Origin of the sequence: Halobacterium litoreum (genome assembly GCF_021233415.1) — an archaeon.
Classification (GTDB): Archaea; Halobacteriota; Halobacteria; order Halobacteriales; family Halobacteriaceae; genus Halobacterium; species Halobacterium litoreum.
In genome coordinates, this window is record NZ_CP089466.1 from 1148026 (window position 1) to 1174510 (window position 26485).

Below are 26485 nucleotides of genomic sequence, written 5' to 3' on the forward strand. Positions count from 1 at the left end.
TAGGATGGAGGGTCAGTCGAGTGCGCGCTTCAAATCGAGGACGGGACTGCCGTCGGCCATGTCCACGCCCTTCACGGCGACGGTGCCGTCTTCCTCGTCGACGGCGAGCACCTCGCATTCGGTGATGCAAATCGGATTCGGGCGTGCCGGCGACCGCGTGTCGAAGACGCCGCGCTCGCCGTCCCGGACGCGGAGCACCGACCGGTCGGCGCGGTCGGCGACCCAGACGACGACCACGCGGTCGCCGTGCGCGAGGCCGCGAAGGGCGTCTCGGAACCGCTCGTCGATGCGGACGTTGCCGGCGTGCGGGTCCTCGCAGCCCTGCCGGGGCGCCTCGTCGGGCGTCTCGAACGGCGTCTCGACGCGCCCTATCTGGACGAACTCCATCGTCACGCCTCGTCCCGGGACCAGAGCATCGCGAGCACGCACACGCACCCGGTGAACAACGGGAGCGCCCACAGTTGCTCGGTCACTGCCTCGCCCGCGAGCACGCTCCCCACGGCGTACCCGCCCGTGAGGAAGGCGAGTGCGAGCGCCGAGACGAACACGCCCCACTCGCCGTCGTCGCGCATCGCTTCGAACCGGTCTCGGAGCGTCGACACTGCGTGCATACTCGCGAGTGCACGACGGGTGACGATAAAAATTCGCGGCGGGCCTCGACTACTGCGACCGGTCCATCGGCGAGTCGTCGGGATTCAGAACTTCGATTTCGTGGCCGTCCGGCGTCTTCGTGAACGCGTAGTTGAAGTCACAGGACTCGGGGTCGCGGTAGTCCTCGGCTTCCCGGACGAGCAGGTCCTCCCAGTCGCCGACGAGGTCGTCCGTGCGCACCGCGAGGTGGCCCCAGCCGTCCTCGAAGTCGTACGTTCGACCGTCGTAGTTGTACGTGAGTTCGACCGCCATCGCCTCGTCGGCGGCGTCCTCCGGCTTCATGAAGTAGTTCGCGAACGTGTCGGACTCCCAGCGGCCCGTGTGTTCGTACTCGAACTTCCGCGTCCAGAAGCCGAGATGCTGGTCGGCGTCCTCGACGCGCACCATCGTGTGGTCGAGACTCCACTGCTGGCCGTGGTCTCGCTCCACGAGTTCGACTTCGTGGCCGTCGGGGTCCTTCACGAAGGCGTAGGAGCCGCCACACGAGTCGGGGTCGCGGTAGTCCTCGACGCCCTCGTCCATCAACTGCTCGTAGGCGTCGTACACGTCGTCGGTGCGCACCGCGATGTGACCGAACGCGTCGCCCATGTCGTACTCTGAGGTGTCGTGGTTGTACGTGAGTTCGAGGAGCGCGCCCTCCTCGTGGACGTCCTCGGGGCCGACGTAGACGTTCGTGAACGTGTCGGCCTCCCAGCGCGCGTGCTCGACGTAGTCGAGGTGCTCGCCGTACCAGTCCAGCGCGGCGTCGAGGTCGCCGACGCGCATCATCACGTGGTCGAGTGCGTAGTCCGTCATGGGCGAGGAGTGGGCTGGCGTCTCGTTAAGCGTACCGGACGCGGAACTGCCGGCCGTCAGTCGGACCGGAAGAGGGCGGCGTACTCGACGCCCGCCGCGGCCCACAGCCACAGCGCCCCGAGCGGAATCGCGGTGATGCCGCGCTGACCGGAGAGTTCGAGGGACAACGACAGCACGCTCGCGCCCGCGAGCGCGAGCAACCCCACGGTGACTGTGCCGTCCACGCGCTCAAACGGCGCCGACGCCAGGGCAGCGGCCCACAGGAGGGTCGCTATCGGCCACGCCGAGAGGTGTTCGGGGACGGTGCCGACGCGCTCGACGTACGCCGGGAGCGACGTGAACGTCAGGGGGTCGAACTGGAGGAAGCCGACCGAGAACAGGGGGTACCAGCCGCCGGGCCACGTGACGGCGACCCACGGCAGGAGGCCCGCGAGGAAAACGACCGCAGTGCGGCGACGACGCATCTACCGTCTCGCGACGACGCGCAGGATGTCCTCGTCTTTCAGTTCGTGGTCGCGGCCGACCTGCTGTTCGTCGTGTTTCGCGGACGGGCCGGTGACGCGCGCGAACCGGAAGCGCTCGTCGAGTGTCCCGCCGAGTTTGCGGAGCGCGTCGTCGACGGTCTCGCCCTCGCGGATGATGAGCGGTTCCTCGTAGTCGACGCCCCGACCCGGCTTGTCCATGTAGATGCGGATGAGGCCGAGTTCCTCCCACATCTGCTCTTTCAGGGACTCCAGTCCCTTCTCCTTCTCCGCCGAGAGGAAGATGGTCTCCTCGGGGTCGACGCCGTGCTCGCGGAGGTTCTCCTTCATCGTCTCGGCGTACGACGGGTCGATGAGGTCGACCTTGTTCACCGCGACGAGCGACGGCATGTAGACGCGGTTGTCCATGATGCCGTCGATGAGTTTGTCCACCGAGGGGTTCCCGCGGATGGTGACGTTCGCGTTGATGAACCCGCGCTCGCGGAGAATCTCCTTGACGGTGTCGTGGTCGAGTTCGAGGTCGCCCGACGTATTCACGTCGATGCCGTCCTTGCCTTTCCGGCGAACCGTCACCGACGGCGGCTCCTCGTCGACGCGGATGTTGACGCCGTAGAGTTCCTCGGAGAGCCGGTCGTACTGCTCTATTTCGAACGGCGACAGCACGATGATGACGAGGTCCGCGCCGCGAATCACCGACAGAATCTCCTTCCCGCCGCCGCGCCCGCCGGCCGCGCCCTCGATGAGACCGGGCACGTCCAGCAGTTGGATGTTCGCACCCCGATACTCCAGCATGCCGGGGTTCACGTCGAGGGTCGTGAACTCGTAGGCGCCGACCTCGCTGTCCGCGTTCGTCATCGCGTTGATGAGCGAGGATTTCCCGACGGAGGGGAAGCCGACGAGCGCCACCGTCGCGTCGCCGTGCTGTTCGACGGCGTAACCGCCACCGCCACTGCCCCCGGACTGTTGTTTTTCGAGTTGCTCTTTTTTGTCCGCGAGCTTCGCCTTCAGACGGCCGATGTGGGCCTCCGTCGACTTGTTGTACGGCGTGTTCGCGATTTCTTCTTCGAGCGATTCGATGTCCTCCTCGAGACCCATTGGCCGGTGCTACGCCGTACCCGCCGAAAAGGGCTTTCCTCCGTGCCGGCGCCTGTCGACGGCGCGACAACTGTGCTAACGAACCACACGAATGCGCCCGGGTGTCTGCAGTTACTTTCGACACGTTAATGGCCCGTGTCAAGTGACAGATTCACGATGGCAGACCCCTCCACGTTCCGCGACAGCACGCAAATCGTGCTCCCCGCGTCCGCCCTGGAGGGGATTCGAGAGGACGTCGAGGCCGAGTTCGTCGTCACCATCTTCGAACCGGAGGACTCCGAGGTCGTCCGCATCATCGGCAGCCCCGTCGTCATCAAGGAGGTCAGCGAGTTCCTGACGCGTCACGGCATCAGTCTCCCGTAAAAGACAAGGGTTAAAACCGCGGCGACGGTTCTTCTGGGTATGGCTGAGACGATCGAAGTACTCGTACCCGGTGGTCAAGCAGACCCCGGTCCGCCGCTGGGCCCGGAACTCGGCCCGACCCCCGTGGACGTGCAGGCAGTCGTACAGGAAATCAACGACCAGACCGCCGCGTTCGACGGTACCGAGGTTCCGGTCACCGTCGAGTACGAGGAGGACGGCTCCTTCACCATCGAAGTCGGTGTCCCGCCGACGGCGGCGCTCGTCAAGGACGAGGCCGGCTTCGAGACCGGTTCCGGCGAACCCCAGGAGAACTTCGTCGCGGACCTCTCCATCGAGCAGCTGAAGACCATCGCGGAGCAGAAGAAGCCCGACCTGCTGGCCTACGACACGCGGAACGCCGCGAAGGAGGTCGCCGGCACGTGTGCCTCCCTCGGCGTCACCATCGAAGGCGAGGACGCGCGCACCTTCAAGCAGCGCGTCGACGACGGCGACTACGACGACGTCCTCGGTGCCGAAGAAGCGGCAGCCTGAGGCACCGAGGGGTCGAGTCGCTTCGCGACTCGGTGTGCTCGGCGCTGAAGAAGCAGCGGCGTAAGCGCGACGCACAGAACACCGCGTTTCTCCTGCTTTCTCGCCGGCCAGCCTCGCGGCCGTCTCGCCGCCCAGCGGCCCCGTGGACGGCTCCCACGGGGAATCGGCTTCGACGGTTTTAAGGCTGGCATCCACTTCTGTCGAAGCGAGACAGGCGTAGCCTGTTTCACTGACCCGTAGGAGATCTGGCCTTCACAGGGTCGACGCACTACGGAGGTGAAAGATGGCAGACAACGATATTGAAGAGGCCGTACGTCGCGCGCTCGACGAGGCTCCACAGCGGAATTTCCGCGAAACCGTGGACCTCGCCGTGAACCTGCGTGACCTCGACCTCAACGACCCGTCGAATCGAGTCGACGAGGGCGTCGTGCTGCCGTCGGGCACCGGTCAGGAGACGAAAATCGTGGTCTTCGCAGACGGCGAGACCGCGGTTCGAGCCGAAGAAGTCGCCGACGAGGTTCTTGACGGGGACGACCTCGCAGACCTCGGCGACGACACCGACGCCGCGAAGGATCTCGCAGACGAGACGGACTTCTTCGTGGCGGAAGCATCCATGATGCAAGACATCGCGGGTGCGCTCGGTCAAGTACTCGGCCCGCGCGGCAAGATGCCGACGCCGCTCCAGCCCGACGACGACGTCGTCGAGACTATCAACCGAATGAAAAACACCGTGCAGCTTCGCAGCCGCGACCGACGCACGTTCCACACGCGCGTCGGCGCGGAGGACATGTCCGCCGAGGACATCGCCGACAACGTCGACGTCATCCTGCGTCGCCTGCACGCGGACCTCGAGAAGGGCCCGCTCAACATCGACTCCGTCTTCGTGAAGACGACGATGGGGCCCGCCGTGGAGGTGGCCTGAGATGTCCGCCGAAGAACGCACGACCGACCACGTTCCGGAGTGGAAGCAGGCGGAAGTCGACGAGCTCGTCGAACTCCTGCAGCGCTACGACAGCGTGGGCGTCGTGAACGTCACGGGCATCCCGAGCAAGCAGCTCCAGGACATGCGCCGCGGCCTGCACGGGCAGGCGGTGCTCCGCATGAGCCGGAACACGCTGCTCGTGCGCGCCCTCGAGCAGGTCGACGACGGCCTCGAAGAGCTCACCCAGTACGTCTCGGGTGAGGTCGGCCTCGTCGCCACGAACGACAACCCCTTCGGGCTGTTCAAGCAGCTCGAAGCGTCGAAGACCCCCGCGCCCATCAGCGCCGGCGAGGTCGCCCCGAACGACATCGTCATCCCCGAGGGTGACACCGGCATCGACCCCGGTCCGTTCGTCGGCGAACTCCAGCAGATCGGCGCGAACGCGCGCATCCAGGAAGGTTCCATCCAGGTCCTCGAGGACTCCGTCGTCGTCGAGGAGGGTGGCACCGTCTCCGACGACGTGTCCAACGTCCTCTCGGAACTCGGCATCGAGCCGAAGGAGGTCGGTCTCGACCTGCGCGGCGTCTACTCCGAGGGCGTCCTGTTCACGCCCGACGAACTGGAGATCGACGTGGAGGAGTACCGCGCGGACATCGAGTCCGCGGTCGCCTCCGCCCGGAACCTCTCGATCAACGCCGGCTACCCGACGGCTCAGACCGTCTCGACGATGCTCGCGAAGGGCAGCGGCGAGGCCAAGAGCCTCGGTCTGCAGGCCAGCATCGAGAGCCCGGACCTCGCAGACGACCTCGTGAGCAAGGCGGACGCGCAGGTTCGCGCGCTCGCCGCGCAGATCGACGACGAGGAGGCGCTCCCGGAGGAACTCCGGGACGTCGAAGCCCCCGCCGCGTCCGCTGAGGACGACGGCGAGGACGACGAAGATGCACAGGACGACGAAGCAACTGATTCCGAGGCAGACGCCGACGACTCCGACGACGGAGACGACGACGGGGACGACGGCGCCGAAGGCCTCGGGGAGATGTTCGGATAACAATGGAGTACGTTTACGCAGCCCTCATCCTGAACGAGTCTGGCGAAGAGATCAACGAAGACAACATCACCGGCGTCCTCGAGGCCGCCGGCGTCGACGTCGAGGAGTCCCGCGTCAAGGCGCTCGTCGCCGCGCTGGAGGACGTCGACATCGAAGAGGCCGTCGAGCAGGCGGCCGCCGCGCCCGCCGCGGGCGCCGCCGCGTCCGGCGGTTCCTCGGAGTCCGAGGAGTCCGCCGACGAGGGCGACGACGAGGAGGAAGCCGCCGAGGAAGCGGCCGAGGACGAAGGCGACGACGAGGACGAGGAGGCCAGCGGCGAAGGTCTCGGCGACCTCTTCGGCTAATTCGGTTCCGCGAACCCACGAATTTTCTTTCGCGCGCTGCGCCGACCAGCGACGCGTCCGCGCCGCGCGTAACTTGAAGTAGGGGAGCGCGGCCAACTCGCGGCGATGGAGGCGCTGGGCGTGCGCGTGTTCGTCGGCCCTGCGGCGACAGCCGCGGCACTCGCCGCGATTTCATCCGGCGTGCTGCTCGGCGCGTGCTCGGGGTTGGTGCCGGGACTGCACGTGAACACGCTCGCGCTCCTGCTGGCGGCGGGTGCGCCACTCGTACCGGGGCCGCCACATCTCGTCGGGGCGGCGTTGCTGGCGGCGGGCGTCACGCATTCGTTTCTGGACGTGGTGCCGACGCTCGCGCTCGGGGTGCCGGACCCGGCGATGGCGGTGAGTGCGCTCCCCGGCCACCGCCTCGTGATGGGCGGTCGGGGTCGGGAGGCGCTGCGGGTGTCGGCGCTCGGGAGCGGCGTCGCCGTCGCGGTGGCGTTCGCCGCCGGCGCGCCCGTGACGTGGCTGGCGAAGCGGGCCGCGCCCGTGGTGTACGCGCACCTCTCGGTCGCGATTGCGCTCCTGTTGGGATTCTTGGTCGCTCGGGAGTCGTCGTGGCGGGCGCGACTCGGCGGCGCGCTCTCGGTCGCCGCCAGCGGCCTGCTCGGCGTCGTCGCGCTCCCGTTGGACCCGTCGGGTGTCGTTCCGACGGGTGACGTGCTCGCGCCCCTGTTCGCGGGCCTGTTCGGTGCACCCGTCCTGCTCGCGGCGTACCGCGGCTCTGGCGTCCCCGAGCAACACGACCCCGCGATTGCTGGTCGTCCACTGGACGTCGTCAGGCCGGGCGTCGCCGGCAGTCTCGCGGGGGCGGCGGTCGCGTACGTCCCCGGCATGTCGGGCGCCATCGCGGCCGTCGCGGCGCTCGACGTCACGAGCGCGGACGGCGACCGTGCGTTCATCGCGGCGCTCTCCGGCGTCAACACCGCCAACACCGTCTTCGCGCTGTACGCGCTGTTCGCGCTCGGCGAACCCCGAACCGGCGTGCTGGTGGCCTTCGAGCGCGCGAGTCTGCCGCGGACGCTCCCGCTGTTGCTCGCGAGCGTCGCGCTCGCGTCGTGTGTCGCGGCCGTGCTCGTGCCGGTGCTCGGCGACCGGTACTTCCGGCTGATTCGCGCCGTCGACCACGAGCGCCTCACGCTCGCGGTGTGTGGCCTCCTCGCAGTCCTCTCGTGGCTGTTCGCGGGCGTCCTCGGCGTCGGTTTGCTGGTGGTCGCGACGCTCGTGGGGCTGATTCCGCCGCGCTTCGGCGCGCGTCGCGTCCACCTGATGGGAGTGTTGCTCGTTCCCATCGCCACGTGACTACTGTGGCATACGTACGCACACCGACGGAAATGACGTCGACGTATTCGTCAGTTCCGGACGTTAGGCCGCCGTACCCCTATTATAAACGGGTTTAGTATCGACCGCGCTCTACGTAGGTGATGCCGCAGGACAAAGGGCGGTTCTCCGAGTTCGCATCGCGTCGCAAGTTCCTCGCTGCCACCGGTGCCGCGGGCACGGCGATGGTCGCCGGCTGTCAGGGGGGCGGTAACGACGACGACAGCGACGACCCAGCGACTGAGGAGGAGCAGGACACCACGGAACCGGAGGAGACCGAACAGGAGACGACCGAGGACGAACAGGACACCAGTCTGGCCACGGACACCCTCGTCGGCGACGGTTCCTCGACGGTGTTCCCCATCGCGAACACGGGCGCGTCGTTCTGGAACTCCAACCCGGAGCCGGGCGACGGCGACTACTTCCCGCAGGAGTGGGCCGACCGCATCGGCACCGACGAGCGACTCGCCGACCACTTCGCCAGCCGCTACGGCTGGGAGCCGACCGGCAAGCGCTCGGTGCCGCCGTTCCGCGTGAGCATCGCGCTCTCGCACTCCGGCACTGGCATCGAGGGCGTCATGGAGGGCCGCATCGACATCGGTGACGCGAGCTCCACGGCGGAAGCCGAACTCGCCGGTAGCGACGTCTCCGAGGAGGAACTGGACAAGTTCGTCGACCACGTCGTCGGCGTCGACGGCCAGCCAATCGTCGTCTCGAAGGAGATCAAGGACGCGGGCGTCACGGACATCACCATCGAGGAACTGCGCCAAATCTACAAGCAGGAGATTACGAACTGGAGCGAACTCGGCGGCCCGGACAAGGAGATTCTCGCGCTCGGTCGCGCCCCCGGCTCGGGAACGAACACGGCGTTCCTCGTGAACGTGATGGGCGACGCCGAGGCGTCCATCTCGCCGGACCAGCGCTACGGGAAAAACCAGCAGCTCCAGCAGGCCGTCGCGACCGCCGACAACGCCATCGCGTACATCGCGCTCGCGTTCGTCCAGCCCGAGGGGCAGGTCCCGCCCATCGGCCTCGAAATCGACGGCACGCTCTACGAGTACGGGAAGAACCTCGGCTCCAAGGAGTATCCGCTGGCCCGCGACCTCCACTGTTACACGTGGGAGGACACGAGCCGGCAGGAGGCCGCGTTCGTCAACTTCCTGCTCTCGGACTTCGGGCAGGAGTACTTCGTGAAGTCGAACAACTACTTCGCGCTGCCGCCGGAGCGCCGCGAGGCCCAACGCGAGAAGGTCGCCGCGAGCAACTACGAGTAACGCCGTCGCCGCCGGTCGTCAGCCGCTGTCATCCACTGCCGTCCGCTTTCGAAGACACCGAAATCGCACACAGTTATCGCATACATGGTATCCAGAATCGTCGAGAGTCTCCGAAACTATCGGTCCCGGAACGAGGACACAGCGCTCGTCTTACTGGCGGTGACCGCGCTGTCGCTGGTGGCGGCCTTCGCGTTGTTCTACCAGCAGTCCCGGTGGACCGTCGTCCCGGTGGCGTTGTTCTTCCTGTTGACGGTGGTCGGCTGGGTCAAATATCAGGCGACCATCGCGCGCGGGCTGACGTTCGTCATGACCGTCGCGACGGTCTCCGTCCTCGGTCTCATCGTCGCGTTCCTGTTCGTTCGCGCGTGGCCGGCGTTCGACCAGATGGGACTGGAGGCGCTGTACCGGAGCAACGAACCGCTGTGGAAGCCCGCGAAGGACACGCCGTGGTCGCTCGCGCCGATGATTCTCGGCACGATGATAACCACGGTCATCGCGACGGCGGTGGCCGCGCCGCTGGGCATCGCGGGCGCGCTCTACATCAGCGAAATCGCCTCGGACACCACCCGCGAAGTCGTGAAGCCGGGCATCGAGTTGATGGCTGGGATTCCCTCCATCACGTACGGGTTCATCGGCTTCACCATCGTGAACCGCTTTTTCTACGAGAAGTTCCAGACCTCCACGATTGGGAACTACTTCACCGTCGGCGTGATGATCGGCATCATGGCGCTGCCGACCATCGTGTCGGTCGCCGAGGACGCGCTGTCGACAGTGCCCGAGGCGATGAAGAGCGGGGCGCTGGCGGTGGGGACGACGAACTGGCAGACGATGAAGAGCGTCACCCTGCCGTCGGCGTTCTCGGGCGTGTCCGCCGCCGTCCTGCTCGGCGTCGGGCGCGCGATGGGGGAGACGATGGCGGCGACCGTGATGATTCCCCACACGGTCGGATTTCCGGACCCGGTCTACGACGTGTTCGGCGGCGTCGGTAAGACGCTGACCACCGTCATCGCCTTCGAGGGCGGGAACGCGACGGGCCGCCACCTCGAGGGGCTGTTCGCGGCGGGCGTCGTGTTGTTCGCGATGGTGCTCGTGTTGAGCGTCACTTCGCAGGTGATTCAGGCGCGCATGCGGCGCAAGTACGGTGGTGACCGATGAGCACGTTCGAACAGAACGCGCTGGTCTCCACCGAGACGACGCTCCGCGAGTACGTGTCGACGGGCGTGATGGCGCTCGGCGCGGTGTTGTTCCTCGCCAGTTGGGTCGTGTTGTTCCAGTGGGTCGGCGAGTCGACGCCCGTGCTCGGCGTCGACCTGTTCGCGCTGTTCGGCGTCCTCCTGCTCGCGATGGCCGTCGGCATCGCGGGCGTCGGCGTCGCGTCGCGCGTCGGGTACGTCTCCGCGTCGCCGTCCCGGAGCGCCGGCCTCGTCGTCGGCGTGCTGTTCGGTGGCATCGGGTTCGCTGTCGGCGGACTGGCGGCCTCCCAGACGTTCGGCCTCGGCACCGTCGGCTGGGTCGCCGCCGCGCTGGCGTTCGGTGGCGCGACGACCGCACTCGCCGTCGGCCCCCGCGAGGACGTGGGGTCGACGTTCCCGCCGGCGCTGTTCCTCGCGTTCCTCGGCGCGCTGTTCGTCACCGGCACCGTCGACCTCGGGTGGTCGTGGTCGCCGACCGACATCTCGGCGACGTTCGTCGGGTCCGTGATGGTTCCCGTGTTGACCGTCGTCGGGTCGCTGGTCGGGTCGTGGAGCGCCGCGAAGGCCCGAGCCGGCTTCGGGACGCAGGGCCGCGAGAGCGGCGCGTTCTACTTGATTCGGTTGAGCGTGTTCGGGATGCTCGGCGTCCTCGCGTTGCTCGTCGGCTTCATCGTGAAGAACGGCTCGGAGACGGCGCTCACGAACTCGCACTTCGGGTTCGATGGGCACATCGACCTGCCCGGGAGGCTGTTCGGCGTGAGTCTGCCGGACTGGACGATTCCGTTCTTCGACGTGCAGGTCCCGTTCGTGACGAACGTCTCCCAGAGCCTCTTCATCGACGTGCCGGGGCTGGCGCCCGCCATCCTCGGGACGCTGTGGCTGGTGCTCGGCGCGATGCTGTTCGCGGTGCCTCTCGGGCTGGCGGCCGCCATCTTCCTCGCGGAGTACACGGAGAGCCGGCTGTTCCGCCAGGTCGTGGAAATCGCGACGAACGGCCTCTGGAGCACCCCGAGCATCGTCTTCGGTCTGTTCGGGCTGGCGTTCCTCGTGCCGCGGTTCGGCGGCGGGAAGTCCCTGATTTCGGGCCAGCTCGTCCTCGGGTTCATGCTCCTGCCGCTCGTCGTCATCACGAGTTACGAGTCCATCAAGGCGGTTCCCGACGAGTACCGGGACGCGAGCGCCGCGCTCGGCGTGACCCAGTGGCAGACAATCAAGAGCGCCGTGCTCCCGGCGGCGATGCCGGGCGTCATCACGGGCGTCATTCTCGGCGTCGGCCGCATCGCGGGCGAGACGGCGCCGCTCCTGTTGGTGTACGGCGGCCCGCCGTTCTCCAGCCAGCAGCCGAACGTGCTGTCGAAGTTCCAGTTCACGAGTTCGCCGCCGTTCGTCTCCAACACCGCGCTGATGGACGCCGGGAGCGCGCTCCCGTACCAACTCTACACGTCGATTACGAGCGGGCGACTGCCCGGACAGGGCGCGCCGTTCACCGTGCAGGAGTTCGGCTGGGGGACCGCGCTCGTCCTGCTCGTCGTCGTCCTCGGACTGTACGCAATCGGCATCGCGAGTCGCATCTACTTCCGGAGGAAACTGTACAATGAGTAACGCCGACACCACGACCCAAGACCAGCACGCACAGGCCGCGCAGACGACCACGGGCGAGACCGTCGAGGAGGTCCGCGACGAGTGGGCCGACTACGACTTTGGCGGCGAGCCGATGGTATCCGTCGAGGGCTTGAACGTCCACTACGGCTCGGACCACGCGCTGAAAGGCGTCGCGATGGACATCCCCGACGAGAGCGTCACCGCGCTCATCGGCCCGTCGGGCTGCGGGAAGTCCACCTACCTCCGATGTCTGAACCGGATGAACGACCGCATCAAGGCCGCGAGCGTCGACGGCTCCGTGGAGGTCGGCGGCGAGGAGATTTACCAGGACGGCACGAATCTGGTGGAACTTCGCAAGCGCGTCGGGATGGTGTTCCAGGCGCCAAATCCGTTCCCGAAGTCGATTCGGGACAACATCGCGTACGGTCCGCGGAAGCACGGCGACATCGACACCGGGCTCGTGAGCCGCCTGTTCGGCCGCGACGACCGCGAGCGGGAGGACGAACTCGTGGAGCAGTGTCTACGTGACGCTGCGCTCTGGGACGAGGTGGCCGACCGCCTAGACGACAACGCGCTCGGCCTCTCCGGCGGCCAACAGCAGCGTCTCTGCATCGCGCGAGCGCTCGCCGTCGACCCCGACGTGCTGTTGATGGACGAACCGGCGAGCGCGCTCGACCCCATCGCCACCGCGAAAATCGAGGACCTCATCGAGGAACTCGCGGAGGAGTACACGGTGGTCGTCGTCACGCACAACATGCAGCAGGCCGCCCGCATCAGCGACCAGACCGCCGTCTTCCTCACCGGCGGCGAACTCGTGGAGTACGGCGACACCGACCAGATATTCGAGAACCCCGAGAGCCAGCGCGTCGAGGACTACATCACGGGGAAGTTCGGCTAATGCCCAGAGAGGAGTACCAGGCCGAACTCGACGACCTGCGTGCGAGCGTCGTCGAGATGGGCGACCTCGTCTGCGACCGACTGGACGACGCGCTCGCGGCCTACGAGGCGAACGACGAAGCGGTGGCCCGAGGTGTCGTGGACGGCGACGACGCGGTGAACGACCGCTACCTCGAACTGGAGGGCGACTGCGTCGACCTGCTCGCGCTCCAGCAGCCGGTCGCGAGCGACCTCCGGTTCGTCGCCGCGTCGTTCAAAATCAGCACCGACCTCGAACGCGTCGGCGACCACGCCGTGAACGTCGCGGCGCGCACGCTGTACGCAGTCGAGAGCGACCCCGAACTCGTCTACTGACCGCCGAACTTCTACAAGCCCCCGCGTCGTGTTGGTCGTATGACCACCGAACGCGGGGCGTCTCCGTGAGCGCGCGCCGCCACTACCCCGTCTCGAAGCCGGCGGCGTACGCCTACGACGCGGCCTACCACGGCGTGCCGAACTGGGACATTGGGCGCCCGCAGCGCGCGTTCGTCGCGGCGGAGGAGGCCGGCCTGCTCGGCCCGCGGGTTCTCGATGTGGGCTGTGGCACCGGCGAACTGTCGCTGTTCCTCGCGCGCCGCGAACACGACGTCCTCGGCGTCGACCTGTCGCCGCTCGCCATTCGGCAGGCCCGCGAGAAGGCGCGCTGGCGGCGCATTCGGGCGTCGTTCGTGGTGTGGGACGCGCTCGACCTGCCGAGGTTGGCCGCCCGCGGGTTCGCGTTCGACTCGGTCGTCGACTGCGCGATGTTCCACGTGCTCGGGGCCGCCGAGCGCGACCGGTTCGTCGCGGGCCTCGGGAGCGTCCTCGAACCGGGCGGTACGTACTGCGTGCTCGGCGACGCGCGCTCGGACCCGCGTTCGCTGTACGGCGTCTCGCCCGCCGAGATTAGGGAGCGGTTCCGCGAACGGGACGGCTGGCGGGTGGCGTTCGTGCGCGAGACCACCTTCGAGCGACGGCACAGCCACAATCCGGCGTACTTCGCGTGCGTCGTCCGCACCGAGTAAGCCGGTCGTACCGACCGAAGCGTGGGGTTTCGAGGGCGTACGCGCTCCATACTAATGCGCGGCCCGCGCGTCGTTACGACGGCATGACCGCAGTCAAAATCATCAAAGTGCTCGGCACGTCCGAGGAGTCCTGGGAGGACGCGGCGCAGGCCGCCGTCGAGGAGGCGAGTCAGACGGTCGACGACATCCACGGCGTCGAGGTAGAGGACTGGACGGCGAACGTCGAGGGCGGCGCCATCACGTCGTACAAGGCGACCGTCGAAATCGCGTTCCCGGTCCACGAGTCCTCGGGTGATGCCTGACTCGCGGTCGGGGCCGCGCGCCGCCTCGGGTCGCGGCGTCGCCCGACGGCGCGTCCTCCGCGGGACGGCAGTCGGCGCCGTCGTCGCGCTCGCGGGCTGTGCGGGCGGCGGTGGCGGCGGCGACACGCTCCCCGGCAGTGACTATCCGGCGGTCGACGAGTGGCTGACCGAAACGGCGGTCGGCGACAGCGACGACACGTACGGCGGACGCGTCGTCGACAGCCGCGGCCAGGACGCGATAGACGTGGACGTCGGTAGCGAGGGGAACGGCGGCTTCTACGCGTTCGGGCCGTCGGCCGTCGCCGTGTCGCCCGGCACGACGGTGACGTGGCGGTGGACCGGGGAAGGCGGCGCGCACAACGTCGAAGCCGAGGCCGACGAGCAGATCGGCGAGTCGGACTTCGAGTTCAGTTCCGGCGAGGCGGTGGACTCCGACGAGGAGACGTTCGAACAGACACTCGACCGCGCGGGCGTCGCGCTCTACCACTGCGAGCCCCATCTGTCGGTCGGGATGAAGGGCGCGGTCGTCGTCGCCGAAGAGTGAGACGGGCCGGTAGCACAGCCGAGGAGCCGAGTAAGCCGGCCATTACAATGCGTAGACTCCGCGTACCGACCGGAGATGGCACTGGGACGGAACGCAAAACGCGAGCAAACCGAGAACGTCGCGGGCTACGACTCGACCGACGCCGTGGCGGCGTACGCCGAGTGGGCCGCGGAAGACGGCCTCCACGAGAGCGAGGAGCGCGTCCTCGCCCGCTACTTCCGCCCGAGCGCAGGGCGCGTTCTCGACGTCGGGTGTGGCGCGGGCAGGACGACTGCGGTCCTCGACCGCCGCGGGTTCGACGTGACGGGGGTGGACGTGAGCGCCGCGATGGTCCGCGAGGCGAGACGCCAGTTCCCCGGCATCGGCGTCCAGCGCGGCGACGCGACGGACCTCGCGTTCCGGGACGAGTCCTTCCAGTACGTCCTGTTCTCGTACTGCGGACTGGACCTCGTCTACCCGGAGGCGGCGCGCCGCGAAGCCCTCCGCGAAATCCGGCGCGTGCTCGCTCCCGGCGGCGTGTTCGCGTTCAGCACCCACAACAGTTGGTACAACGCCGTCGCCGCCGTCGACGACTGGAGTCACGTGCGCAAGTTCTACCTGTCGAACGGGAACCACCGGCGGCTCGGCGAGCGGTACAAGGTCGACGACACCGAGTGGGACATGAAGGTGTACGTCACGAACCCGGTTCGACAGCGCCGACAACTCCGAAGAATGGGGTTCGAACCGGTGGCGTACGTGGGGAAGCGGCCGTCGCCGCTGAACTACCTCGAACGCCGACCGTACTACGTCGCGCGGAAGCCCGACCGCGGTTAGACCATCTTTTCGAGGTCGCGCACCGCCGACTCCTCGGCGACCATGAACGCGTCCTCGCGGAGCAGGTCCTCGTCGGTCGGGAGGACGAGCACTTGGTCGCGGCCGTTCGTCGTCGTCTGGATGACGTCGAGGTCGATGAGCGCGTAGTCGAGGTCGCGCTCCGGGTCCGGGTCGTCGGCGACGTCCCACCAATCGCTTGCCGGCGTCGACATCGTCACGCGTTCCGTTCGATGGAGACGGCGGCGTCGCCGTCCACGGTGATTTCGGTGACGGCGCCGCCGAAGCGGTAGGCGTCCGCGCCGCTCCCGACGAGGCCGATGACCTTGCCGTCCTTCGCGATGTCCTCGATGGCGTCCCACGACGTGCCGTCGCCCGTCGAGACGCTCTCGTCGGGGTCGCGCGCGACGTCGCCGGAGACGGTGAACGTGTACGTCGTCACGTCGCTCTCGCCGTCCACGGTGAGCAGATGGGGGAGCGAATCGCTCTCGGAGTCGCCCGAGGAGTCGCTACCGGACGAGTCGTCGCCCGAGGAGCCGTCCTGGCTGCCGCCCGAGGAACCGTCCTGTCCGTCGTCGGAGGAGCCACCGTCAGCGGAGCCGTCGTCGCCCGTGCTGTCGTCCGAACCGTCGCCCGAGGAACCGTCCTGCTGGTCGTCGGCGCCGCCGCTCGCGGAGCCGTCGAACGCCGAGGGGTCGACGCTCTCCCCGTTCAGGACCACGTCGAAGTCGTAGTCCGCGGGGTCGGCGCTGAACGACGTAATCGTCCCGTCGACGAGGTAGGCGTCGCCGAATCCGGTGTTGCCGGTGAAGCCGGTGACGGTGACCGTCCCGTCGCCGTTCTCGGTGATGCTGTCGCCGTGGCCCGCGACCACGTCACTGGAGACGCGGTGGAGTTCGACGCTGCCGTCGACGACGAACTCGTAGTTCAGGTCGCCGGACTGCTGGGCGATGACTTCGAGCACGTCGGCGTCCCCGGCGTCCGAACTGTCGTCGGAGCCGTCGGAACCGTCCGAGCCGTCGGCACCGTCGTCGGCGCTCGACTCGCCGGTGAGTTCGGCGAACGTGGTCGTCGTGCCGTTCACGGAGACGTCGACGGTGGTGCCGTCGGGCACGCTGTAGTCGACGACGCCGCCGGAGAACCGGTAGGAGTCGAGTTCGTCCGGCGCGAGGCCGACGCTCGTCGCGGTCGTCGTGCCGTCGTCGTTCTCGACGATGGTGTCCGTGTCGGGTTCGGCCTCGGCGGCGAATTCGACTGTCCCGTCGACGGTGAACGACACGTCGGCGGCGCCGTCGTTGTCCGGCGTCGCGTGCAGGACGAGCGTGTTGTCCGGTTCGCTGGGTTCGGACGGCGCGCTCGCGGAGCCGTCCCACGGCGAGACGCTCAGATCGAGGCCCTCGATGTCGTCGGCGGCCGCGTAGCCCGTAATCTGGGAGGGCACGGGGACGCTGACCTCGTCGGCCTCGCTGATGCCGGAGCCGCTGAAGTCGGGTTCGACGGTGCGGCTGCCGGACCCGGCGACGGTGCAGTTCTCGATGGTCACGTCCATCTCGCCGCCGGACTTGTCGCGCACGAGGTCGCCGTCGGAGTCGTTGTAGAACGTGCAGTTCCGGATGGTGACGGTGGAGCCGGCGGCCTCGTCGTGGAGTTCCACGAGGTCGGCGTTGCCGTCCACGTCGAAGTAGACGAACCAGCAGTTCTCGACGACGAGATTCGCCGGACTGCGGAGGCGAAGGCCGCGCGCGTTCGGCGAGTTCGTGTCGTCGCTCGGGATGGAGTCGGTGACCGCGATGAGCGTGTTCCGGACGTACGTCGTCTCGCTCGTGTCCGTGCCGTCACGGTGGCCGACGCGGACGCCGGCGATGTTGTTGTTGACGGAGACGCAGTTCTCCATCGTCACCGGCGGCTTGTCGACGTACGCGCCGTTGTTCGCCATCCGCGCCCACGCCGAGTTCCGAATCGTCAGGCGGTCGTTGCCGCCGTCGGGGGTGTAGAGCGCGCGGTCCTCGCTCTGCCGGCCGCCCTCCGGCCACACGAAGCCGTCGAGTGTCGCGCCGGGGGAGAGGTCGATGCCGGCCTTCGGCTCGGGGTTCGCGCCGCGAACCACGACGTTCTCCAGTCGCCCCTCGACGCTCCCGGACATCGTGCCGGATTCGAGGTTGAGGACGGTGTCGCCCTTCGACCCGCCGCCGATGCACGCGTTCCCGGCGCCGATGTCCATGCCGCCGCCCCACGAGTACTCGCCGGCGTCGAGCGTGACCTCGCCGCTCGGGTTCAGCGCGGCGTCGAGGTCGCTGACCGCAGAGGCGCGCCCGATGAGGGACGCGGACCCGCCGAGCGCGACCGCCGCGCCGACCGTCTTCATGAACGTCCGGCGGTTAGTCCGTCCCTTCCCGCTCGTCGATTCAGTAGCCCGTTCCTTCTCCGCTTCGTCGTCGTTGTGGCCCTTCGCCATGGACGGGTAGTAAGAGGTTACTCAAAAAGGAATTCTGACGAGTTGCGGGCCGTACACCGGTAATATGGGGCTACTTGAAGACGTATGCGTACCGCGTATCAGCCAGTTAGCAGCCGCGTGGCGACACGGATGGTAAGTGAATCCTACCGGGAGCGCCGGGCCCGCGCTCACCGAGACAAACCCGAGCCTACCGAGTAGGACGCGCGTATCGGTCGAGTAGGAGGCTGTTACCCCGAGACGGGGCGTTCTGTGCGCTCGCCGCCGGGGGAACCGTCTCCATAACAATGTCCGCGAGTGCGGACACACGACTCGTGACACGAGCATCGACCGGGATGGGAACCCTCCTCCTCGGCCTCGACGGCGTCTGCCGCCCGGTTCTCGACCCGCTGTTCGACGACGGCGCGCTCCCGGCGCTCGCCGACCTGTTCGGGGAGGCGACCGTCTCCGGGTTGGAGTCCCAGATTCCGCCGTGGACGCCGAGCGCGTGGCCGTCGCTGTTCACGGGCGTGAACCCCGGCAAACACGGCGTCTTCGACTTCCTCTCCTTCGAGGGGTACGACTGGGAGTTGGTGAACCGGCGGCACGTCCGCGAGCACGCGCTCTGGGAGCTGCTGGACGAGCACGGCCTGTCGAGTGTCGTCGTGAACGTCCCCGTGACCGGGCCGCCGGTGGCGTTCGACGGCGCGCTGATTCCGGGGTACGTCGCGCCGAACGAGCCGACCTGCCACCCCGAGGGACTCCTCGACGACGTGCAGGACGAAGTCGGCGACTACCGCGTGTACGAGCCCGAGGACGTGGACGGCGGCGACGAGCAAGTCGAGTGGTACGAGCGCCTCGTGGCGATGCGCGGCGAGGCGTTTCGCTACCTCGTCGACCGCTTCGACCCCGACTTCGGGTTCCTGCAGTTCCAGCAGACCGACACCGTGTTCCACGAGCGCCCGACGGACCGGGACGCCGTGCGCGCCGTCTTCGAGGCGGTCGACGAGCAGGTCGCGGCGGTCCTGGACGCCTGTGACCCGGACACCGTGGTGGTGGCGAGCGACCACGGTATCGGGCCGTACACGGGCTGTGAGTTCCGCGCGAACGAGTACCTCCGCGACCGCGGGCTCGTGGCGACGACGCGCGGCGAGGGCGGGATGCCGTCGTGGACGTCGCTCGCTCGCGACCGGGCGGACGACGGCGGTCGTCGGTCGCTCGCCGAAGCGGCGGTGTCGCTGGCGGCGTCCGTCGGCGTGACGAGCCAGCGCATCGCGACGGCGCTCGAGCGCCTCGGTCTGAAGGAGTTCGTCCTCGACCACGTGTCGACGGACACCGTGCGGGCGGGCACCGAGCGCGTCGACTTCGCCGAGTCGACGGCGTACATGCGGTCGCGGACGGAACTCGGCGTGCGCATCAACAAGGCGGGCCGCGAGCCCGACGGGTCGGTGTCGCCGGCGGAGTACCCGTCCGTGCGCTCGGACGTGGTGAGCGACCTGCTGGCGGCGCGCGCCCCGGACGGCACGCGCGTCTTCGAGGCGGTCGGTCCCGCCGAGGACTACTTCCACGGCCCGTACGTCGACGACGCGCCGGACGTGGTGACGGTGCCGGCGGCGTTCGACAACTACCTGTCGGCCTCCCTCCGGGGGGACGTGTACGCCGAGCCGTCGGAGGCGTGGAACCACAAGCGCACGGGCATCGTCGCGCTGTCGGGGGACGGCGTGGACGAGTCCGCCGACCTCGGCGACCCGCATCTCTTCGACGTGGCGCCGACCGTGCTGGCGACGCTCGGCGTGCGACCGAGCGACCGCATGGACGGGCGCGCGCTCCCCGCCGTCGACTCGCTCGCGCCGACGACGTACCCCGAGTTCGACGCCGACCCGGCGTCCTCGACGGAAAGCGACCGCGTGAAACGCCAACTATCGAACCTCGGCTACCTCGACGACGATGAGTATTGAGGTGCGGACCGTCGACGACGCGGACCGCTGGAACGAACTGGTGGCCGATGCGGCCAACCCGACGGCGTTTCATCTCGCCGAGGGCCTCGACGTCCTCGCCGAGTACGCGGACGCGGACTGTCATCACCTCGTCGGGTTCAAGGGGAAGGAGCCGGTCGGCGTGTTCCCCGTGTTCACGATGTCGAAGGGGCCGGTGACGGCGGCGTTCTCGCCGCCGCCGGACCTGAAGGTCCACTACCTCGGGCCGTCGCTGCTCGACCGTCAGGAGATGAAACGCCGGCGGCGGGACAAGCGCAACCGCCGGTTCGTGGACGCCTGCCTCGACTGGCTGAACGAGGAACACGACCCGAAGTTCACGACGCTGTTGACGCCGCCGGGGTACGACGACGTCAGGCCGTTCGTCTGGCAGGAGTTCGACGCGAAGCCGCGGTACACGTACCTCGTGGACCTGACGCGGGACCGCGAGGAGTTACTGTCGGCGTTCAGCAGCGACGCGCGCCGGAACGTCTCGAACAACTACGACGTGGCGTACACGCTCGAGGAGGGCACCGTCGAGGACGCGGCGCGCGTCGTCGAGCAGGTGCGGGCGCGCCACGAGGAGCAGGGCGAACCGTTCCCGCTCTCCACCGAGTTCGTCACCGACCTCTACGAGCGCCTCCCCGACGGCGTCGTGCGACCGTACGTCTGCCGCATCGACGGCGAGTTCGCCGGCGGCAGCGTGGTCCTGGAGTACGGCGACACGTCGGTGTGCTGGCTGGGCGGCGCGAAGACGGACTCGGAGATTCCCGTCAACGACCTCGTCGACTGGCACTGCTGTGTCGAGGCGATGGACCGCGGGCAGTCGGCCTACGACCTCGCGGGCGCGAACAACGCGCGCATCGCGGGCTACAAGGCGAAGTTCGCGCCGGACCTGGTGTCGTACTACCGCCTCCAGAACGCGTCGCGGACGATGAGCGCGCTGTCGAAACTGTACAGTCGGCTGAAATAGTCGGCTACGCCCAGACTTCGAGGACGCCGCCGCTGGTCACGCGGACTTCGAGGTCCTCGTACGCGAACGTCACTTCGACGTCGCTGCCGCCGTCGAGCAGCGCGTCGAGCGCGTCGGCGTCGATGGTGTACTGGAGCGGTTCGAGGTCGGTCTGTCGCTGCTCCGTCGTCGCTGCGATGGCTTCCGCGATTGCGGTGCTCGCTTGGTCGTGGTCGGACCAGTCCGTTCGTCGGATTTCCGGAACTGCGTCGACGCCGCGTCGGTCCGGCGACGAATTCCTGTCAGACTCCATATATAGGGTCGTCTCGTGCAGAATTACGGACAGCCGGGTAAATATCCAGCGGAACGGGGTCTGACTTCCGGTTGTGTGACGGCTGCCCGCTGAATCAGGCGTCGGTCGTCGTTCACCACGTCCTAACAATACATCCGCACGCCCTTCCCCCGAGTAACGCATGCTTTCCAGTCGACCCGCAGCGACGCGAGGTGGCGACGCGTGACCGACCCGGACGACTTCCGGCGCGTCATGGGGCAGTTCGCCACGGGCGTCACCGTCGTCACCTTCCCGCCCGCCGACGACCCCCACGGCATCACGGTGAACGCGTTCGCGAGCGCGTCTCTCGACCCGCCACTCGTGCTCGTCTGCCTCGACCACGACACCCGCAGCCACGAACTGCTCGCGTCCGGCGACGCCGACGCGTTCTGCGTGAACGTCCTCGCCGCCGACCAGCAGCCGGTCGGCGAACACTTCGCCGGCATGACCGACCTCGACGAACCGTTCGCGGGCACGCACGCCGCGTCCACCGGCGCGCCGGTCTTCGAGAGCGCGCTCGCGTACGTCGACTGCACGGTCCACTCGTCGCTCGCCGTCGGCGACCACACCGTCTACGTCGGCGAAGCCGCCGACGCCGACGTCCTCGACGACACCGCCGACCCCCTCACGTTCTTCCGCGGCGAGTGGGGCGGCCGACCCCGGTAGTCACGCCGGGTCGGCGAGCAAGTGGTCGGCGTCCAGCGCGTCGACGAGGCGGAGCAGCGAGTCCGGCCCGACCGCGTCCACGCCGTGCGCGTCCGCGACGTCCAGCGCCTCGACGGAGAAACCGACCGGCGAAACGGCCGTGAGGTCGCTCGCGTCCCCCTCGCGCTCCGCGACGACGTCTCGCATCCGTGCCGCCGACACCTCCCCCGCCGACGGCGCCATCGGCACCAGCACCGTCGCTCGCCGCCCCTCGGAGCGCGCCGCGTCGAAGGGCGGACCGTCCGCCGATGCGACGCGCCAGCCCGCGCGGCGCCACAGCGCCGCGACGAACTCCTCGAACGCCTCGTCGCCGAACGCCCCGAGGCGCGCTCGCTCGTCGGCGTCGCTCATCGCTGTCGCCCCGCTGGCGGCCGCGACGCGACCGTCGACTCCGGCGTCACTGTCCCCAGTTCGCGGCGCCGGCCTCTGGCGGTTCGTCCGACACCGACGCGGCGCCGTCGTCCAGTTCGGCGTTCGGCACGCAGTCGATACAGCTGTGAACGCGGTCCTCGTTGTCGCCGAACACGCGAGCGAACTGGAGTGTCACGTGACTGTCGCAGTTTCTGCAACGTGGCATCGTGAGAGTGTACGCACAGGCCACGAGTTTGGTTATTCACCCCATTATTCGCCCACGAGGCGGCTTACGCGCCGTAATCGCCGCCTGTCCGTCGGGCGTCGGTCGGAACCCGGACACTACCCCTCGGGCGCGCGCTTAGCGCCCGCATAACCAAGCCCGCGGTTACGGTAGTGAAACACGCCCCTACCCGACACGAACGACGCGGGCCGCCACAGGCGCCTGTTCGCTCCGCCGACGGCGGTCGGCGTAGCCCCCGCTGACGCGCTCGTAGCGCCCCTATTACAATGCGGTTCAGCGGCGTTCGTACTGTCGGTGACCGCCGGACGGCAGCGCGGTCGCCGATTCACAATGGTACGAGCATTCCGCAACAACGACAAGGGGAAACGCGTCGTCACCGCCGACGGCGACACCGTCGGGAAAATCGACAGCATCGACGGCGAGATGGCCCACGTGAAACCGGACCGCGGGCTGGCCGACAGCATCCGACAGCGACTCGGGTGGACCGACGAGAGCGAGGAGATGTACACGCTCGACCACTCGCGCGTGAAGTCCTTCTCCAGCGACGAGGTCCACCTGAAGGACTGACCCCGCCCCGCGAATCGACCGAACCGAGCGGGTGACTACGCGTCGCCCGCGAGCCCTGCTTCTACGCCGTCGAGGTGACTGAACCCGACCACCGCCACGACCAGCGAATCCGCGCGCAGGTCGGCGAGCCGGCCCGCCATGTAGCGCTCGCGGGCGGCGTCCAGCAGCCGCGTCGCCGCCGGCGGTTCGAACGCCCGCAGCAGCGTCGTGGACCGCCGGACGTGCCCGGACTCGTGGCTGGCCTGTTCGGTCGGCGTCGCGTCGCTCGGGCAGTCGTACTCCTGTGTGTGTTCGACGGCGCCGACCCAGTCCGCGGGCACGCCGGCCGCCTGCAGGCGACCGCGGGCCGTGTGGACGGCGAGGCGACCGAACCCGTGGAGCGTGCGCGCAACCGTCCGCAGCGACGCGTCCGCGTCCCGGAGCGTCGACGCCAGCGTCCCGAGCGCGCGACGGCCCGGCACGTCCACGCCGACGACGCTGGCGTCGGTCTCGGCGGCTCGCACCGCCGCCGACAGTTCGCCGCCCGCGTCCTCGCCGTCGTCGGCGGCGTACTGCTCGAACAGCGACACGAGCGCGTCCGGCGTCTCCAGAGCGACGACGTCCGGCGCGAGCGCGTCAACGACGGCCTCGGCTCGGTGGACGCTCGCGGGGTGGTCGTGGACGACGCCGACGAGTACGACGGGTTCGCCGTCGCCGGCCTCGACCACGCGCACGTACTCCCCGGAGACCCGCGGGTCGTCGTGTCGTGTCACCGCCGCGGTCCGCTCGACCGCCCCCGATTCGGTCTCGTCGCCGTCTGCTTCCCTGTCTGCCACGCTGATAGGCGGAGTATGGGCCGAGACTACTTACGTTCCGCGCCGGGCACAGCCGGTTCCTAACTAAAGCCCGTCCGCGCGTGACTGTACGGCGATGGCACGATACAGTCCGTTCGAGGAGTTGGAGCGAATCGTCGACGAGATGCAGACCGTCTTCGAGGAGGGAACGCGACGCACGGGCGCCGGACTCGCCGGAATTCGGGAGGCCGAGTCGACGCTCGACCTCGTGGAGTACGACGACGAGTACGTCGTCACCGTCGACCTGCCGGGGTACGACAAGGCCGACGTGGACGTGCGCCTCGACGACCGGCGGCTCGTCGTGGACGCCGAGCACGCCGAGCGCGAGGAGACCGAGGACGAGGAGGGCCGCTACATCCGCCGGGAGCGCCGCGAGAGCGCGTCGATGCAGACGGTGACGTTCCCGCAGGACGTGCGCGCCGAGAACGTCTCTGCGAGGATGCAAAACGGCGTGCTGACGGTCACCGTGCCGAAGGCCGAGGCCGCGACCGAGGGCCGGCACGTCGACATCGAGTAGCGCCGTCCCGCGGTAAGCGGGGCAAAACAAAGGCGCTCACTTCCGGTTTTTCGTGCAGTCGCATGAGTTACGAGGACTACCTGGACGACCGGAACGTCATTCTCACAGTCGCCCCGACTGGCGGCGTCCACGGCAAGGACGCGAACCCGAACCTCCCCGAGCAGCCCGAGGAGATCGCCGAACAGGTGGCGGCCTGCGAGGACCTCGGCGCCGCCATCGTCCACCTCCACGCGCGGGACGAACACGGGGAGAACGACGCGGCCCGCCTGCAGGAAGTCAACGAGGCGGTACGCGAGCGCTGTGACGACATCATCATCCAGAACACCACAGGGGGACAGAGCACGTACGACGCCCGCGTGCAGGGGATTCGCACCGACCCGCACCCGGAGATGGCGAGCCTGGACATGGGGCCGTTCAACCGCGGCCAGCACATCATCACCGAGCACAACCGCCACAACATCGACCGCCTCGCGGCCGAGATGCGCGAGAAGGGCATCAAGCCCGAACTGGAGTGTTTCAACAACGGCCACCTGAACGAGGCCCACCGGCTCGTCGAGCGCGACGCCATCGAGGAGCCCTACTACATCAACCTCATCTTCGGGCACGGGACGTTCACGCCGCCGACGCCGGAGAACGTCCTGAACATGGTGTCGAACCTCCCGGAGAACAGCGAGTTCAATCTGCTCGCGGTCGGCGAACACCAGCTCCCGCTGACGACGCTGTCGGTCATCCTCGGCGGCCACGTCCGGGTCGGCATGGAGGACAACCTCTACCTGCGACGAGGCCGGCAGGTCGAGGAGAACGCCCAGTTAGTCGACCGGACGGCGCGAATCGTGGACTTACTCGGCTGCGATTTGGCGACGCCGGCGGAGGCCAGAGACCGCCTGGGGATGACCTAATCTGCGGGTAACATAGTGTGCTCCCGTGGTCGGAGTGACCGATGACCTGTCCGTACCTCGAGTACCGGTCGAGCGACGACGACCACGAGTTCGACCACGACCGCCCGTACTGCGCGGCGCTGGAGGAGTTCGTGTCCCCGATGAAGGCCGACGTCTGTAACGACCGCCACGACTTCGACCACGCCGAGGACTGCGACGTGTTCCGGCGGGCCGCCGAGCAGACCGCGACGCCGGAGCCGACGGACTGACCGATGGCCGACGACGAGTACGCCCTCCGGTGGTTCGAGCCGGGCGACCGCGAGGCGTTCGTCTCGCTGTACGACGACGCGTTCGGCGGCGGGAGCGACGAGTGGTTCGACTGGAAGTACGTCCAGAACCCCCGCGTCTCCCACGTCCCGATTCTCGTCGCCGAGCGCGTCTCCGACGGCGCGTTCGCCGGCGCCCGCCCGCAGGTCCCGTTCCTGTTCCGCGTCGGCGGCGAGGACGTGCTCGGACTGCGCTTCGGGGACACGATGGTCCATCCGGACCACCGGCGCCGGGGCGTGTTCACGCGCCTCGCGGAGCGCGCGCTCGACCACTACGCGTCGATGCCAACGCGGTTCTGCTTCAACTGCCCGAACGACAAGTCCCGGCCCGGATTCCTGAAGGCGGGCGGCGAGGTGATAGCCCACCTGCCGTCGTTCTACCGCGTGCAGAACCCGGCGCGCGTCGCCGGCGCGACGCGGGACGGCGTCACCGGCGCCGTGCTCGGTCGGCTCGCCGCGCCCGCCGCCGACGGCTACCTCGGCGCGCGCGACCGCCTCGCCGGCCGACAGGCCGACGTCGCCGTCACCAGACACCACGAGGTGCCCGTTGGCGCCCTCGCCGACGCCTACGAGCGCGGCGCGCCCGACGGCGTCCACGCGGTCCGGGACGAGGCGTTCCTCGACTGGCGGTACGACAACCCGAACTGGACCTACGAGGCGTACACGGCGTCCGCGGGCGGCGACCGAATCGCCGCGGTCGTCACCGGCCGGCAGACCGACGCGGACGGCGTGACGACGACGAACGTCGTCGACGCCCTCCCGCTCACCGGAGACGACCGTCGGGCCGCGGGCCTCGAAGCGCTCCTCGGTGCGGTCACCGACGACCACGCGGACGCCGACCTGCTCGGGTACTGCGGGACGGCGATTCCGCGCCGCGTCCTCCGCGCGCACGGCTTCCACTTCGACGGCGTCCCGCCGCTGTCGTGGGTGACGTCCCCGACGAAACTGGTCGCGTACGACCTCGCGGGCGACGGCGACACCGCGTGGCAGGCCACCGGCCTCGACCTGCGCGACGGCCGGAACTGGGCGCTGTCGTACGCTGAACTCGACGCGCGCTGACGCCGGCACAGGCACTCCTTACTCGCGTTCGCTCCCCATAACAAACCGCTCGGGCGGCGTGAACTC

At 68.6% G+C, this 26485-nt stretch carries 33 protein-coding genes and 1 pseudogene; 23 read left to right on the forward strand and 11 right to left on the reverse strand.

Going from position 1 to position 26485, the window contains the following annotated elements:
• Window positions 1-12: 12 nt before the first annotated feature.
• The 5 genes from LT972_RS06365 to LT972_RS06385 are packed head-to-tail and all read right to left on the reverse strand — an operon-like array spanning window position 13 to window position 3023.
• On the reverse strand, window positions 13-387 hold the full coding sequence (locus LT972_RS06365) for a TrmO family methyltransferase domain-containing protein (RefSeq protein WP_232572360.1): 375 nt from the start codon (window positions 385-387) through the stop codon (window positions 13-15).
• 2 nt (window positions 388-389) lie between these two features.
• Entirely contained in the window at window positions 390-611 is a 222-nt protein-coding gene (locus tag LT972_RS06370) for a hypothetical protein (RefSeq protein ID WP_232572361.1), read from the reverse strand.
• Between the two features lie 49 nt (window positions 612-660).
• Window positions 661-1446: a VOC family protein gene (locus LT972_RS06375; RefSeq protein WP_232572362.1), complete on the reverse strand. Its 786-nt coding sequence runs from the start codon at window positions 1444-1446 to the stop codon at window positions 661-663.
• 56 nt (window positions 1447-1502) lie between these two features.
• Complete coding sequence (locus tag LT972_RS06380; protein ID WP_232572363.1) at window positions 1503-1910, reverse strand: TIGR04206 family protein; 408 nt, start codon at window positions 1908-1910, stop codon at window positions 1503-1505.
• Window positions 1911-3023 carry an OBG GTPase family GTP-binding protein gene (locus tag LT972_RS06385; protein WP_232572364.1) on the reverse strand — a complete coding sequence of 371 codons (1113 nt, stop codon included), beginning with the start codon at window positions 3021-3023 and terminating at the stop codon, window positions 1911-1913.
• A gap of 156 nt (window positions 3024-3179) precedes the next feature.
• On the opposite strand from LT972_RS06385, the gene LT972_RS06390 reads away from it, so the two are divergent.
• The 15 genes and pseudogenes from LT972_RS06390 (at window position 3180) to LT972_RS06460 (ending at window position 15255) form a co-directional block, all read left to right on the forward strand.
• Window positions 3180-3386 (forward strand): VNG_1110C family protein, encoded by a 207-nt coding sequence (locus tag LT972_RS06390; RefSeq protein WP_232572365.1) that lies wholly within the window; start codon window positions 3180-3182, stop codon window positions 3384-3386.
• Window positions 3387-3425: 39 nt separating this feature from the next.
• A complete protein-coding gene (locus LT972_RS06395) occupies window positions 3426-3917 on the forward strand; it encodes a 50S ribosomal protein L11 (RefSeq protein ID WP_232572366.1) in 492 nt (163 codons plus the stop codon).
• A 283-nt stretch (window positions 3918-4200) separates the two neighbouring features.
• Window positions 4201-4839: a 50S ribosomal protein L1 gene (locus LT972_RS06400; RefSeq protein WP_232572367.1), complete on the forward strand. Its 639-nt coding sequence runs from the start codon at window positions 4201-4203 to the stop codon at window positions 4837-4839.
• 1 nt (window position 4840) lies between these two features.
• Window positions 4841-5887, forward strand: coding sequence for a 50S ribosomal protein L10 (locus LT972_RS06405; RefSeq protein WP_232572368.1), 1047 nt, complete (start codon window positions 4841-4843; stop codon window positions 5885-5887).
• 2 nt (window positions 5888-5889) lie between these two features.
• Window positions 5890-6231 (forward strand): 50S ribosomal protein P1, encoded by a 342-nt coding sequence (gene rpl12p, locus LT972_RS06410; protein ID WP_232572369.1) that lies wholly within the window; start codon window positions 5890-5892, stop codon window positions 6229-6231.
• A gap of 105 nt (window positions 6232-6336) precedes the next feature.
• Entirely contained in the window at window positions 6337-7569 is a 1233-nt protein-coding gene (locus tag LT972_RS06415) for a tripartite tricarboxylate transporter permease (protein WP_232572370.1), read from the forward strand.
• Between the two features lie 122 nt (window positions 7570-7691).
• Window positions 7692-8861: a PstS family phosphate ABC transporter substrate-binding protein gene (locus tag LT972_RS06420; RefSeq protein ID WP_232572371.1), complete on the forward strand. Its 1170-nt coding sequence runs from the start codon at window positions 7692-7694 to the stop codon at window positions 8859-8861.
• 84 nt (window positions 8862-8945) lie between these two features.
• The gene (pstC, locus tag LT972_RS06425) at window positions 8946-10016 is read left to right on the forward strand and encodes a phosphate ABC transporter permease subunit PstC (protein ID WP_232572372.1); all 1071 of its coding nucleotides are present in this window, start codon (window positions 8946-8948) and stop codon (window positions 10014-10016) included.
• Window positions 10013-11656: a phosphate ABC transporter permease PstA gene (pstA, locus tag LT972_RS06430; protein WP_232572373.1), complete on the forward strand. Its 1644-nt coding sequence runs from the start codon at window positions 10013-10015 to the stop codon at window positions 11654-11656. The genes pstC and pstA overlap by 4 nt, the downstream gene beginning before the upstream one ends.
• Window positions 11649-12554 carry a phosphate ABC transporter ATP-binding protein PstB gene (gene pstB, locus LT972_RS06435; protein ID WP_232572374.1) on the forward strand — a complete coding sequence of 302 codons (906 nt, stop codon included), beginning with the start codon at window positions 11649-11651 and terminating at the stop codon, window positions 12552-12554. The genes pstA and pstB overlap by 8 nt, the downstream gene beginning before the upstream one ends.
• Window positions 12554-12895, forward strand: a pseudogene (locus LT972_RS06440) (phosphate signaling complex PhoU family protein); the annotation flags it as partial. The gene pstB and the pseudogene LT972_RS06440, both read left to right, overlap by 1 nt.
• A gap of 77 nt (window positions 12896-12972) precedes the next feature.
• Window positions 12973-13596, forward strand: coding sequence for a class I SAM-dependent methyltransferase (locus LT972_RS06445; protein ID WP_269780549.1), 624 nt, complete (start codon window positions 12973-12975; stop codon window positions 13594-13596).
• Window positions 13597-13679: 83 nt separating this feature from the next.
• Window positions 13680-13898: a dodecin family protein gene (locus tag LT972_RS06450; protein ID WP_232572376.1), complete on the forward strand. Its 219-nt coding sequence runs from the start codon at window positions 13680-13682 to the stop codon at window positions 13896-13898.
• Window positions 13891-14442, forward strand: a complete 552-nt coding sequence (locus LT972_RS06455; RefSeq protein WP_232572377.1) for a halocyanin domain-containing protein — start codon at window positions 13891-13893, stop codon at window positions 14440-14442. Before LT972_RS06450 ends, LT972_RS06455 begins: the two co-directional genes overlap by 8 nt.
• 75 nt (window positions 14443-14517) lie before the next feature.
• Window positions 14518-15255, forward strand: coding sequence for a class I SAM-dependent methyltransferase (locus LT972_RS06460; protein WP_232572378.1), 738 nt, complete (start codon window positions 14518-14520; stop codon window positions 15253-15255).
• Here LT972_RS06460 and LT972_RS06465 read toward each other — a convergent pair.
• Entirely contained in the window at window positions 15252-15467 is a 216-nt protein-coding gene (locus tag LT972_RS06465) for a hypothetical protein (protein WP_232572379.1), read from the reverse strand. The two genes, LT972_RS06460 and LT972_RS06465, sit on opposite strands and share 4 nt — an antisense overlap.
• Before the next feature lie 2 nt (window positions 15468-15469).
• Window positions 15470-17707 carry a right-handed parallel beta-helix repeat-containing protein gene (locus LT972_RS06470; RefSeq protein ID WP_232572380.1) on the reverse strand — a complete coding sequence of 746 codons (2238 nt, stop codon included), beginning with the start codon at window positions 17705-17707 and terminating at the stop codon, window positions 15470-15472.
• Between the two features lie 332 nt (window positions 17708-18039).
• On the opposite strand from LT972_RS06470, the gene LT972_RS06475 reads away from it, so the two are divergent.
• Together LT972_RS06475 and LT972_RS06480 are read left to right on the forward strand one after the other, a co-directional pair.
• Window positions 18040-19641 carry an alkaline phosphatase family protein gene (locus LT972_RS06475; RefSeq protein ID WP_232572658.1) on the forward strand — a complete coding sequence of 534 codons (1602 nt, stop codon included), beginning with the start codon at window positions 18040-18042 and terminating at the stop codon, window positions 19639-19641.
• Entirely contained in the window at window positions 19631-20629 is a 999-nt protein-coding gene (locus LT972_RS06480; protein WP_232572381.1) for a GNAT family N-acetyltransferase, read from the forward strand. The genes LT972_RS06475 and LT972_RS06480 overlap by 11 nt, the downstream gene beginning before the upstream one ends.
• A gap of 4 nt (window positions 20630-20633) precedes the next feature.
• Here LT972_RS06480 and LT972_RS06485 read toward each other — a convergent pair whose 3' ends face one another.
• Entirely contained in the window at window positions 20634-20921 is a 288-nt protein-coding gene (locus tag LT972_RS06485) for a HalOD1 output domain-containing protein (protein WP_232572382.1), read from the reverse strand.
• 201 nt (window positions 20922-21122) lie between these two features.
• Between LT972_RS06485 and LT972_RS06490 the strand changes: the two genes are divergently transcribed.
• Entirely contained in the window at window positions 21123-21605 is a 483-nt protein-coding gene (locus tag LT972_RS06490; RefSeq protein WP_232572383.1) for a flavin reductase family protein, read from the forward strand.
• On the opposite strand, the gene LT972_RS06495 is transcribed toward LT972_RS06490, so the two are convergent.
• Entirely contained in the window at window positions 21606-21995 is a 390-nt protein-coding gene (locus LT972_RS06495) for a hypothetical protein (protein WP_232572384.1), read from the reverse strand.
• A 46-nt stretch (window positions 21996-22041) separates the two neighbouring features.
• Window positions 22042-22221 carry a DUF7563 family protein gene (locus LT972_RS06500; RefSeq protein WP_390226265.1) on the reverse strand — a complete coding sequence of 60 codons (180 nt, stop codon included), beginning with the start codon at window positions 22219-22221 and terminating at the stop codon, window positions 22042-22044.
• A gap of 348 nt (window positions 22222-22569) precedes the next feature.
• Here LT972_RS06500 and LT972_RS06505 point away from each other — a divergent pair, with 348 nt between their 5' ends.
• The gene (locus LT972_RS06505; RefSeq protein WP_232572386.1) at window positions 22570-22806 is read left to right on the forward strand and encodes a hypothetical protein; all 237 of its coding nucleotides are present in this window, start codon (window positions 22570-22572) and stop codon (window positions 22804-22806) included.
• 35 nt (window positions 22807-22841) lie between these two features.
• Here the strand turns inward: LT972_RS06505 and LT972_RS06510 are convergent, their stop codons facing one another.
• Entirely contained in the window at window positions 22842-23621 is a 780-nt protein-coding gene (locus LT972_RS06510) for a hypothetical protein (protein WP_232572387.1), read from the reverse strand.
• A 94-nt stretch (window positions 23622-23715) separates the two neighbouring features.
• Here LT972_RS06510 and LT972_RS06515 point away from each other — a divergent pair, with 94 nt between their 5' ends.
• The 4 genes from LT972_RS06515 to LT972_RS06530 all read left to right on the forward strand — a co-directional run bounded on the left by LT972_RS06515 (window position 23716) and on the right by LT972_RS06530 (window position 26419).
• Window positions 23716-24156 (forward strand): Hsp20/alpha crystallin family protein, encoded by a 441-nt coding sequence (locus LT972_RS06515; RefSeq protein ID WP_232572388.1) that lies wholly within the window; start codon window positions 23716-23718, stop codon window positions 24154-24156.
• 62 nt (window positions 24157-24218) lie between these two features.
• Window positions 24219-25055, forward strand: coding sequence for a BKACE family enzyme (locus LT972_RS06520; protein WP_232572389.1), 837 nt, complete (start codon window positions 24219-24221; stop codon window positions 25053-25055).
• A 41-nt stretch (window positions 25056-25096) separates the two neighbouring features.
• The gene (locus tag LT972_RS06525; protein WP_232572390.1) at window positions 25097-25303 is read left to right on the forward strand and encodes a hypothetical protein; all 207 of its coding nucleotides are present in this window, start codon (window positions 25097-25099) and stop codon (window positions 25301-25303) included.
• A 3-nt stretch (window positions 25304-25306) separates the two neighbouring features.
• Entirely contained in the window at window positions 25307-26419 is a 1113-nt protein-coding gene (locus LT972_RS06530; RefSeq protein WP_232572391.1) for a GNAT family N-acetyltransferase, read from the forward strand.
• Window positions 26420-26485 lie beyond the last annotated feature (66 nt).

What these genes read in the sequence shown, in the direction of transcription:
- LT972_RS06365 (WP_232572360.1), bottom strand. Translation starts at nt 387, where the DNA reads ATGGAGTTCGTCCAGATAGGGCGCGTCGAGACGCCGTTCGAGACGCCC.
- LT972_RS06370 (WP_232572361.1), bottom strand. Translation starts at nt 611, where the DNA reads ATGCACGCAGTGTCGACGCTCCGAGACCGGTTCGAAGCGATGCGCGAC.
- LT972_RS06375 (WP_232572362.1), bottom strand. Translation starts at nt 1,446, where the DNA reads ATGACGGACTACGCACTCGACCACGTGATGATGCGCGTCGGCGACCTC.
- LT972_RS06380 (WP_232572363.1), bottom strand. Translation starts at nt 1,910, where the DNA reads ATGCGTCGTCGCCGCACTGCGGTCGTTTTCCTCGCGGGCCTCCTGCCG.
- LT972_RS06385 (WP_232572364.1), bottom strand. Translation starts at nt 3,023, where the DNA reads ATGGGTCTCGAGGAGGACATCGAATCGCTCGAAGAAGAAATCGCGAAC.
- LT972_RS06390 (WP_232572365.1), top strand. Translation starts at nt 3,180, where the DNA reads ATGGCAGACCCCTCCACGTTCCGCGACAGCACGCAAATCGTGCTCCCC.
- LT972_RS06395 (WP_232572366.1), top strand. Translation starts at nt 3,426, where the DNA reads ATGGCTGAGACGATCGAAGTACTCGTACCCGGTGGTCAAGCAGACCCC.
- LT972_RS06400 (WP_232572367.1), top strand. Translation starts at nt 4,201, where the DNA reads ATGGCAGACAACGATATTGAAGAGGCCGTACGTCGCGCGCTCGACGAG.
- LT972_RS06405 (WP_232572368.1), top strand. Translation starts at nt 4,841, where the DNA reads ATGTCCGCCGAAGAACGCACGACCGACCACGTTCCGGAGTGGAAGCAG.
- rpl12p (WP_232572369.1), top strand. Translation starts at nt 5,890, where the DNA reads ATGGAGTACGTTTACGCAGCCCTCATCCTGAACGAGTCTGGCGAAGAG.
- LT972_RS06415 (WP_232572370.1), top strand. Translation starts at nt 6,337, where the DNA reads ATGGAGGCGCTGGGCGTGCGCGTGTTCGTCGGCCCTGCGGCGACAGCC.
- LT972_RS06420 (WP_232572371.1), top strand. Translation starts at nt 7,692, where the DNA reads ATGCCGCAGGACAAAGGGCGGTTCTCCGAGTTCGCATCGCGTCGCAAG.
- pstC (WP_232572372.1), top strand. Translation starts at nt 8,946, where the DNA reads ATGGTATCCAGAATCGTCGAGAGTCTCCGAAACTATCGGTCCCGGAAC.
- pstA (WP_232572373.1), top strand. Translation starts at nt 10,013, where the DNA reads ATGAGCACGTTCGAACAGAACGCGCTGGTCTCCACCGAGACGACGCTC.
- pstB (WP_232572374.1), top strand. Translation starts at nt 11,649, where the DNA reads ATGAGTAACGCCGACACCACGACCCAAGACCAGCACGCACAGGCCGCG.
- LT972_RS06450 (WP_232572376.1), top strand. Translation starts at nt 13,680, where the DNA reads ATGACCGCAGTCAAAATCATCAAAGTGCTCGGCACGTCCGAGGAGTCC.
- LT972_RS06455 (WP_232572377.1), top strand. Translation starts at nt 13,891, where the DNA reads ATGCCTGACTCGCGGTCGGGGCCGCGCGCCGCCTCGGGTCGCGGCGTC.
- LT972_RS06460 (WP_232572378.1), top strand. Translation starts at nt 14,518, where the DNA reads ATGGCACTGGGACGGAACGCAAAACGCGAGCAAACCGAGAACGTCGCG.
- LT972_RS06465 (WP_232572379.1), bottom strand. Translation starts at nt 15,467, where the DNA reads ATGTCGACGCCGGCAAGCGATTGGTGGGACGTCGCCGACGACCCGGAC.
- LT972_RS06470 (WP_232572380.1), bottom strand. Translation starts at nt 17,707, where the DNA reads ATGGCGAAGGGCCACAACGACGACGAAGCGGAGAAGGAACGGGCTACT.
- LT972_RS06475 (WP_232572658.1), top strand. Translation starts at nt 18,040, where the DNA reads ATGGGAACCCTCCTCCTCGGCCTCGACGGCGTCTGCCGCCCGGTTCTC.
- LT972_RS06480 (WP_232572381.1), top strand. Translation starts at nt 19,631, where the DNA reads ATGAGTATTGAGGTGCGGACCGTCGACGACGCGGACCGCTGGAACGAA.
- LT972_RS06485 (WP_232572382.1), bottom strand. Translation starts at nt 20,921, where the DNA reads ATGGAGTCTGACAGGAATTCGTCGCCGGACCGACGCGGCGTCGACGCA.
- LT972_RS06495 (WP_232572384.1), bottom strand. Translation starts at nt 21,995, where the DNA reads ATGAGCGACGCCGACGAGCGAGCGCGCCTCGGGGCGTTCGGCGACGAG.
- LT972_RS06500 (WP_390226265.1), bottom strand. Translation starts at nt 22,221, where the DNA reads ATGCCACGTTGCAGAAACTGCGACAGTCACGTGACACTCCAGTTCGCT.
- LT972_RS06505 (WP_232572386.1), top strand. Translation starts at nt 22,570, where the DNA reads ATGGTACGAGCATTCCGCAACAACGACAAGGGGAAACGCGTCGTCACC.
- LT972_RS06515 (WP_232572388.1), top strand. Translation starts at nt 23,716, where the DNA reads ATGGCACGATACAGTCCGTTCGAGGAGTTGGAGCGAATCGTCGACGAG.
- LT972_RS06520 (WP_232572389.1), top strand. Translation starts at nt 24,219, where the DNA reads ATGAGTTACGAGGACTACCTGGACGACCGGAACGTCATTCTCACAGTC.
- LT972_RS06525 (WP_232572390.1), top strand. Translation starts at nt 25,097, where the DNA reads ATGACCTGTCCGTACCTCGAGTACCGGTCGAGCGACGACGACCACGAG.
- LT972_RS06530 (WP_232572391.1), top strand. Translation starts at nt 25,307, where the DNA reads ATGGCCGACGACGAGTACGCCCTCCGGTGGTTCGAGCCGGGCGACCGC.